Here is a 627-nt window from a genome sequence, read left to right on the forward strand (position 1 = left end):
CAATAGCCGTCTGGAGCCTTTCTTCTTTTTCTAACTTGTCAACATCATCAAAGAGGGAGATCAAGCCAAAGGACTCGTCCACAAATCCCGAATAGTTGACTCCGACACTTCTGACCGCTCCAGAAGTGTATTTGTTATGAAATAGCTTCAAAACGTGGTCTGTTAAAACAGCAGTATTATTAGTCGGTTCGACCTTCATTTGTGTGTGAATAGACGACCTGACCTCCTGCTTAGAGAAACCAACATAGAGAGAGACAAGGGTTGTTTTCTTGCCCGCCCTTCTCAGTCTAATAGCCACCTGCTCCGCCATTTCTCGAAGAATAATTTCGATATCCCGTAGCTTCACGTAGTCTCTCGGCAAGATTTGAGAATTTCCCAAGCCTTGGGACTTGGCTTTATAGGGTTTATGAACATTACTCTCATCAATCCCGTTAGCATGAAACCACAAACGCAGGCCAGCCTGACCCAGAGCTTTCTTTAGCTGGTCTGGGTTGCTGGTGGCTAGTTCTTTAATCGAAAAAATCCCCAGAGTATGCAAGCGTTTCTCCATCCGCCTGCCAATCCCCCAAAAGTCCGTCATCTTGGGAATGGCCCAAACCTTCTCTTCCACATCCTGGTAAGACCAGT

Annotated in this window: 1 protein-coding gene; it reads right to left on the minus strand. The window is 46.1% G+C overall.

What is annotated here, in order from left to right; genetic code table 11:
- The coding region (locus tag GMD4S_RS10000) for a DinB/UmuC family translesion DNA polymerase (protein WP_000327368.1) at positions 1-627 on the minus strand (627 nt) is incomplete at both ends.

It is taken from the genome of Streptococcus sp. GMD4S (assembly GCF_000296955.1).